Here is a 6,673-nt window from a genome sequence, read left to right as displayed (position 1 = left end):
ATGACATGCAATCCCGTGTCGCGGCTGTCGACAATGATGTCCTTGAGCGGCTCGAGCGGATTGAGCTGTCCGCGTTGGGCGACCATGTGATAGTCTTCGACCCGCGAGCAGGAAGACCCCCGCGATCACCAGGGCGACCGCCGCGAAGTCGCGCGCCCGCCGCGATCCGAGCGTGGCGACCGCGACGGGCCCGAGGAATTCGATCGCGACGGCCGTCCCCAGCGGGATGCGCGCGATCGCCTCGTAGAACGCGATATTCATGCCGAGGGTGACCACACCGAACCCGGTGGCCACCCACACCGTCCGCCGCGTCCACCGCACCCGCCAGGGCCGCCGCCACGCCAGCAGCGCCAACCCGGCCGCCGCGGCCCGCAGCCAGGCGACGGTCGCGGGTTCGACCGTGTCGAACAGATGCACACCGATCGCCGCGCCGAGATACTGCGAGACCCCGCCCGCGATGAACACGAACGGCACCGACCATCCGGGTAGCGCAACCCGGCGCTGCGACTCGACTGCGACGGACGTACCCACGCCGACACCGTATCGCCCTTCGCCCTCAGCCGGATCGCCCACCGCCACAAGCTCGATCGCGCGTATCGCGCAAACGCGATCACCGACCGCGGGCGCTACATCGTCGGCTGATCCTCGCGCGCGCTCGACAGCGCCGCGGAGTAGGCGGCCAGCGCACTGGGCCAGAACTGCTCGAGATAGTCGCGCGCATCCGCCAGCCCGCGCGGATCCAGCGAATACAGGCGGCGATTGCCGTCGGGCCGCATCATCACCAGCCGCGCCTCGCGCAACACCTTCAAATGCTGCGACACCGCCGAACTGGTGACACCCAGCGCCGCGGCGAGCTCACCGACCGATTTCGGGCCCTGCGGCAGCAGTTCGAACACCGCGCGCCGAGTGTCCTCGGCGAGCGCACTCAACACCTTCACTCCATTAGCCACCACTTAAATAGATTGTCCGCATAGCGCGCCCGGGTCAATACAGCACCGCCCGCGTCGGCCACTGTCACGACGGAATTACGACGGTGTCGTTCCTGTTCGGGACGCTTTTTGTACCAACGTGACGGTCACAACGCGATTTCGGCCCGGACACCGCCCTCTCGTACGTTCGAGTCATGCCCGTAACCGTTCCGTTATCTGCCTTGCGTGGTTCCGGCCGGTATCGCACGGCCGCCACCCGCGCGGTCGCCGTGACCGCCGTCGTCGCCTCCTCCCTGACCGCGCTCGCGGCCGCCGACCCGCACACCGACCGCGCACTCACGGGCAGCCCGGTCGCCAATGCGGCCCTGGAATCCGACGCGCCCTTCACCGCCTTCACCCCCCGCGAAGCCCAGATGCCGCAGATCGTGCCGCAACCGGTGCTCGACTTCCTCGCCGGTCTGCACGCCGAGCAGACCCGCCCCAAGACGGTGCGCCCGGTCGCCGGTCCGCTCACCTCCGGCTTCGGTGTCCGCTGGGGCGCCATGCACGCGGGCATCGACTTCGGCGACGGCATGGGCACCCCGATCCGCGCGGTCACCGACGGCACCGTGATCGAGGCGGGCCCGGCCTCGGGCTTCGGCCTGTGGGTGCGGGTCATGCAGGACGACGGCACCATCGGCGTCTACGGTCACATGCAGGACATCCTGGTCCAGGTCGGCCAGCAGCTGCGCGCGGGCGACGTGCTGGCCACCGTCGGCAATCGCGGCTACTCCACCGGACCGCACCTGCACTACGAGGTGCACGCCGGCGAGGGCGCGCCCATCGACCCGCTGCCCTGGCTCGCCGGGCGCGGCATCGACCTCGGCGCCCCCGCCGACTGACCCCACCCGCTTGCTCCGGACGCCGATGAGGGGCGTACGGATCAGCTTGCGCAACAACGGCGTTCGCGCTCGAAGAGGACGGCCCCGGCTACTACCGCCGGGGCCGTTCTCATACCCGGGTACTACGTGCCCACCCCACCGCCGGGGGACGTGGCGTGCGACTGCCCGCTCCTACCGTCAGGCTCATGACCACGCTCGATCGCCCGTCGCTCGCGTCGCTCCCCCGCCCGACCCTCGCCCACCGACTGCACCGTCCCCTGGCCGCCACCACCGTCGCCATGGCCGTGCTGGCCGTGTTCTGCCTGTGCGCCATGGCATTCGACGACCGGATGCTGCTGGGTGAATCGGTCTGGCTCAAACCGTTCAAGTTCGCCTTCGCCTTCACCCTCTACAGCGGCACCCTGTCGTGGCTGCTGTCGTTCCCGCACCGCGGGCAGCGGGTGACCTGGTGGCTGGGCACCGCGTTCGCCACCGCCGCCGTCGTGGATGTCGGGTTCATCGTGGTGCAGGCCGCGCGCGGCACCTTCAGCCACTTCAACGAGCAGCACGACGCGGTCAACACCATCGGCCAGTACGTGTTCATGTCCGGTGTCCCGGGACTGTTCCTGGCGAATCTGGTGATCGCGGTGACCCTTTCCTGGCAGCGCGTCACCGACCGCCCCACCTCGATGGCGATCCGCGCGGGCCTGGGCATCGCGGTGTTCGGCATGGCGCTGGGCTACACGATGGGCTTCAGCGGCAAGCAGGAGACCACCGACGCCGCCGGTCGCCCGGTCACCCTGGGCGCAGGCCACACCTTCATGCACGGTCAGCCCGAGGTGCGCGACGGTGTCGCGGACATGCCGGTGACGCACTGGTCGACGGCGGGCGGCGACATGCGGATCGCGCATTTCGCGGGCCTGCACGGCATTCAGCTGCTCATCGTGGCCGCCTTCGTCCTGGCCCGCCTCGCCCCGACCGTGTCGTGGCTGCGCACCGAACGCACCCGCACCCGGCTGATCGGTGTGCTGGCGCTCGGCTACACCGGACTGGTCGCGCTGCTCATGTGGCAGGCGCTGCGGGGGCAGCCGGTGACCGCGCCCGACGGTGAAACCCTCACCGCCCTCGGCCTTGTCGCCGCCGTGACCGCCGCCGGTGTCGGCCTCGTGTACGTCCTCGGCGTCCGCGCGCAGCGCCCCGGCCGCCATGCCGCCGTCAGCGCAGCCGCTCGGCCTCGCGTGTCAAGGCCACCAATGTCGCGGTGAGATCGGCGAGTTCGATCATCTCGGCCCCCTCCGAGACGGCCGTGGCCACATCCTCGGCCGCACAGCGGGCCGCGAACCACCGGTCCGACAGATCGGACACCTCCTGGGCACTCAGTACCACCGAATCCTCGGGAATACCGGTGCCCTTCACGCTGTTTCGATGTTCGTACGCGCGCTGGCGACACGATTGGCGGCAGTACCGCCGGCGGCGTCCGATCTCCGATTCGGCGATCTCCCGCCCGCACCACTGGCAGCAGGACAGCACGCGTCGAGACATGGTTCGACAGATTAGCGGTTGACGGGCGCGACCGGGCGGAAGGGCACGCCGCAGCAAACCGACCCGGCGCGGCGAGTAGGATGGCAGGGTTCTCCTTACGGGAACCCATACGTGCGCGTCTGCGTTGGACAGTCGTAGCGCAGACGCAGAAACAGTTGAACGACAGAGCTGTAGAACCTCGACAGAGCTGTAGAACATTGCCGACAGGCGAGAAGGGACCGCACTCATGGCAGATCGCGTACTCCGGGGGTCTCGGCTCGGAGCGGTGAGCTACGAGACCGACCGCGACCACGACCTGGCGCCGCGTCGGATGGCGCGGTACCGCACCGACAATGGCGAGGAATTCAACGTCCCGTTCGCCGACGACGCCGAAATCCCGCCCACCTGGCTGTGCAAGAACGGTCAGGAAGGCACCCTCATGGAGGGCACCACCCAGGAGCCCAAGAAGGTCAAGCCGCCGCGCACCCACTGGGACATGCTGCTCGAGCGTCGCAGCAAGGAAGAGCTCGAGGAGCTGCTGCAGGAGCGCATGGAGCTGATCAAGAACCGCCGCCGCGGCTGAGCCACAGCCGAAGACGAGAAACGGGTCCCCCGCACCGGTCGGTGCGGGGGACCCGTTTCTCGTGCGGGGGCAGCGCCTCTCGTGCCGCCTACGGCGCCACGGTGACGGGAACGTTCGCGCTGGCGAGGCTCTGCAGGCTGTCGGGGACCTTCAGGTTCACGGTGATCGTGGAGGTTCCGGCGGTGTAGGTCTCCTGCGGATCGGTGTAGAGCTGCACCTTCATGTGATAGGTCGTGGACTGCCCGGGCGCGAGGGTGACCGAGGGGATGACCGGGATCGAGAGGTAGTCCATCCCGGTCCCTTCCCGCACGAACGTCACCGGTTTCCACGTGCCCGTGCTCGCGTCGAGCAGCTGCATCGCGCCCTTGGGGCTCATCTTCGCGCCACCGGAACTGCACGAGCAGTGCCCCATGGAGGCGACGATGCCGATCGGCTGGGCGGCGGCGGTGGCCGAGGGGTTGGCGATCGTGAAGTCGAAGGCGATCGCGGCGCCGTCGAGCTTCAACGCGGTCGAACCCGGCACGGACAGTGTGAGATTCACGCCGCCGCCCGAGGCGCTCCCCTGCTGCCCGGCCACCGGCGTCGACGTCACCACCGCCGACGGGGTGGCGACCGGGGTCGCGCCGGTGGTGTCCGGGTCGCAGCCCGCCAGCAGCGCGACCACGGCCGCAGCGCCCGCGAGGGCGGCCAGACGTTTCGAAGTGTTGATGATGTCTCCCCTGATCAAGGCCGTGTCACCGGCCCGCCCACCCAATCGATCGAGTTATCGCGGAGCACCCCGAATCACGTTAACCGCCATCCACTCTCGTCAGTGGCTGGCCACCTTCCGGTACTGCAGCACGGCCACCGGCACCGCGATGGCGAGAATCGCCAGCGAGCAGTAGATCGAGTATTCGACGCAGTGCTCGGCGGGCCATCCGGTGGCGGGTTTGAACGACGGCGGCGACCCGTTGTCGAAGAGTTTGCGTCCGGCCGCGGAGACCGCGGTGATCGGATTCCAGGCGGCGACCGTCTTCAACGGCCCCGGCAGCGTCTCGCTGGAGATGAACGCCGAGGAGATGAAGGTGAGCGGGAAAAGCCAGATGAGCCCGGCACTCTGGGCCACTTCGACGCTCGGCGACATGAGCCCCGTGATCGCCCCCACCCATGACATGGCGAACGCGAACAGCAGGATCACCGCGAACGCCAGCACCGCGTTCACCACGGATCCGTTGATGCGCCAGCCCACCACGTACCCGCAGCCGACCATGACGGCCAGCGCCAGGATATTGACCACCAGATCCGACAGGGTGCGGCCCATCAGCACCGCCAGCCGCGACATGGGCAGTGTCCGCATCCGGTCGATGATGCCCTTGTGCAGGTCGTTGGCCAGCCCGACGGTGGTGAACGCCGCGTTGAAAGCGACTGTCTGCGTGAAGATTCCGGCCAGCAGGAATTCCCGGTACTGGCTGCCGCCCAGGGACGCCCCGAAGATGTAGGCGAACAGGAACACGAACATCAGCGGCTGGATGGTGGCGGTCACCAGCAGGGTGGGGACGCGCAGGATCGTGAGCAGGTTGCGGTAGGCCACGATGGCGCTGTCGCGCACCACGCGGGGTAGCAGGATGGCCGGGCCGGTGGCGCGGTGGCGGCCGTGCGCGTCGGCGGTGGGGTCGGTGGCGGGTGCGGCGGGCTCGGCGGGGAGCGTCGTCACGACAGGATCTCCTCTTGGACGGGCTCGGGCAGGAGGGCGGCGGATTTGCGTTCGGTGGAGCGGCCGGTGAGCGACAGGAAGACGTCGTCGAGGCTGGGCCGGTGCACGGCCGCGTCGATGACGCACACGCCCGCGTCGTCGAGCCGGCGCAGCGCCTCGACCATGGTGCGGGTGCCGTCGCCGACGACGACGGTGAGTTCGTCTGTGCCGTCGGCGGTTTGGGGTTCGCCGATGCCGATCCCGGCCAGCACCCGGCGCGCGGGCGCGGGGTCCTGTCCGGCGGCGAGGGTGACGGTGAGCTTGTCGCCGCCGATCGAGGTCTTGAGTTCGTCGGCCGATCCGCGTGCGATGACGCGCCCGCGGTCGATGACGGTGATGCGGTCGGCGAGGAGGTCGGCCTCCTCGAGGTACTGGGTGGTGAGCAGCACGGTGGTGCCGTCGTCGACGAGTTCGCCGATGACCCGCCACATGTCGAGGCGGCCGCGCGGGTCCAGGCCGGTGGTCGGCTCGTCCAGCACGACCACCGGGGGTCTGCACACCAGCGCCCCGGCCAGGTCGAGGCGGCGGGCCATGCCGCCGGAGTAGGTGCCCGCGCGCCGCCCGGCCGCGGCTTCGAGGCCGAGCACGGTGAGCAGTTCGTCGGCGCGTTCGGCGGCGCGGCGATGGTTCATGCCGTAGAGCCGCGCCACCATGCGCAGGTTCTCGAATCCGGACAGGTTGGCGTCGATGGCCGCGTACTGGCCGGACAGTCCCAGCCGGGTGCGGGCGCGCGCCGGATTCTTCAGCACGTCCACGCCCGCCACCTGCACGGTGCCCGAACTCGGGCGTAGCAAGGTGGTGACGATGCGGACGGTGGTGGTCTTGCCCGCGCCGTTGGGCCCGAGCAACCCCATCACGGTGCCGGACGGGATCTCCAGATCGATCCCGTCGAGCACCCGTACCTTGCCGTAATACTTGACCAGCCCTTGGACTTCCACCGCGAGACTCATCGGTCCCCCTCCCGCCGGGCTTCGATGGCCGCCAACTGATCCCGCAGCACCGGCCCGATGACGGCGAGGGATTCAGGCGTGGTCATACCGGCGTGGGT

At 69.4% G+C, this 6,673-nt stretch carries 9 protein-coding genes; 3 read left to right on the top strand and 6 right to left on the bottom strand.

All coding sequences use genetic code 11. The annotated features are described in order from the left end of the window. Both ACWELQ_RS33910 and ACWELQ_RS33905 read right to left on the bottom strand, forming a co-directional pair. Nucleotides 1-531 (bottom strand): EamA family transporter (locus ACWELQ_RS33910; protein WP_452401112.1); only part of this gene is annotated, 531 nt, incomplete at its 3' end. A gap of 95 nt (nt 532-626) precedes the next feature. Continuing rightward, the gene (locus ACWELQ_RS33905; RefSeq protein WP_452401111.1) at nt 627-953 is read right to left on the bottom strand and encodes an ArsR/SmtB family transcription factor; all 327 of its coding nucleotides are present in this window, start codon (nt 951-953) and stop codon (nt 627-629) included. 170 nt (nt 954-1,123) lie between these two features. Here ACWELQ_RS33905 and ACWELQ_RS33900 point away from each other — a divergent pair, with 170 nt between their 5' ends. Together ACWELQ_RS33900 and ACWELQ_RS33895 are read left to right on the top strand one after the other, a co-directional pair. Next, nucleotides 1,124-1,810: a M23 family metallopeptidase gene (locus ACWELQ_RS33900; RefSeq protein ID WP_452401110.1), complete on the top strand. Its 687-nt coding sequence runs from the start codon at nt 1,124-1,126 to the stop codon at nt 1,808-1,810. Between the two features lie 185 nt (nt 1,811-1,995). Further along, complete coding sequence (locus ACWELQ_RS33895; RefSeq protein ID WP_452401109.1) at nt 1,996-3,054, top strand: hypothetical protein; 1,059 nt, start codon at nt 1,996-1,998, stop codon at nt 3,052-3,054. On the opposite strand, the gene ACWELQ_RS33890 is transcribed toward ACWELQ_RS33895, so the two are convergent. Next, the gene (locus ACWELQ_RS33890; protein ID WP_033086730.1) at nt 3,005-3,331 is read right to left on the bottom strand and encodes a hypothetical protein; all 327 of its coding nucleotides are present in this window, start codon (nt 3,329-3,331) and stop codon (nt 3,005-3,007) included. The two genes, ACWELQ_RS33895 and ACWELQ_RS33890, sit on opposite strands and share 50 nt — an antisense overlap. 226 nt (nt 3,332-3,557) lie before the next feature. On the opposite strand from ACWELQ_RS33890, the gene ACWELQ_RS33885 reads away from it, so the two are divergent. Beyond that, the gene (locus ACWELQ_RS33885; RefSeq protein WP_157392256.1) at nt 3,558-3,893 is read left to right on the top strand and encodes an RNA polymerase-binding protein RbpA; all 336 of its coding nucleotides are present in this window, start codon (nt 3,558-3,560) and stop codon (nt 3,891-3,893) included. Between the two features lie 88 nt (nt 3,894-3,981). Here ACWELQ_RS33885 and ACWELQ_RS33880 read toward each other — a convergent pair whose 3' ends face one another. The 3 genes from ACWELQ_RS33880 to ACWELQ_RS33870 form a co-directional block, all read right to left on the bottom strand. Further along, nucleotides 3,982-4,620 (bottom strand): hypothetical protein, encoded by a 639-nt coding sequence (locus tag ACWELQ_RS33880; RefSeq protein ID WP_452401108.1) that lies wholly within the window; start codon nt 4,618-4,620, stop codon nt 3,982-3,984. 81 nt (nt 4,621-4,701) lie between these two features. Continuing rightward, entirely contained in the window at nt 4,702-5,484 is a 783-nt protein-coding gene (locus ACWELQ_RS33875; protein WP_452401113.1) for an ABC transporter permease, read from the bottom strand. 98 nt (nt 5,485-5,582) lie between these two features. After that, on the bottom strand, nt 5,583-6,575 hold the full coding sequence (locus ACWELQ_RS33870; protein ID WP_452401107.1) for an ATP-binding cassette domain-containing protein: 993 nt from the start codon (nt 6,573-6,575) through the stop codon (nt 5,583-5,585). Nucleotides 6,576-6,673: the final 98 nt, after the last annotated feature.

Source organism: Nocardia sp. NPDC004722 (assembly GCF_053601505.1).
The sequence above is the reverse complement of the archived record's forward strand: the minus strand, read 5'-3'. Positions and strand labels throughout refer to the sequence as shown.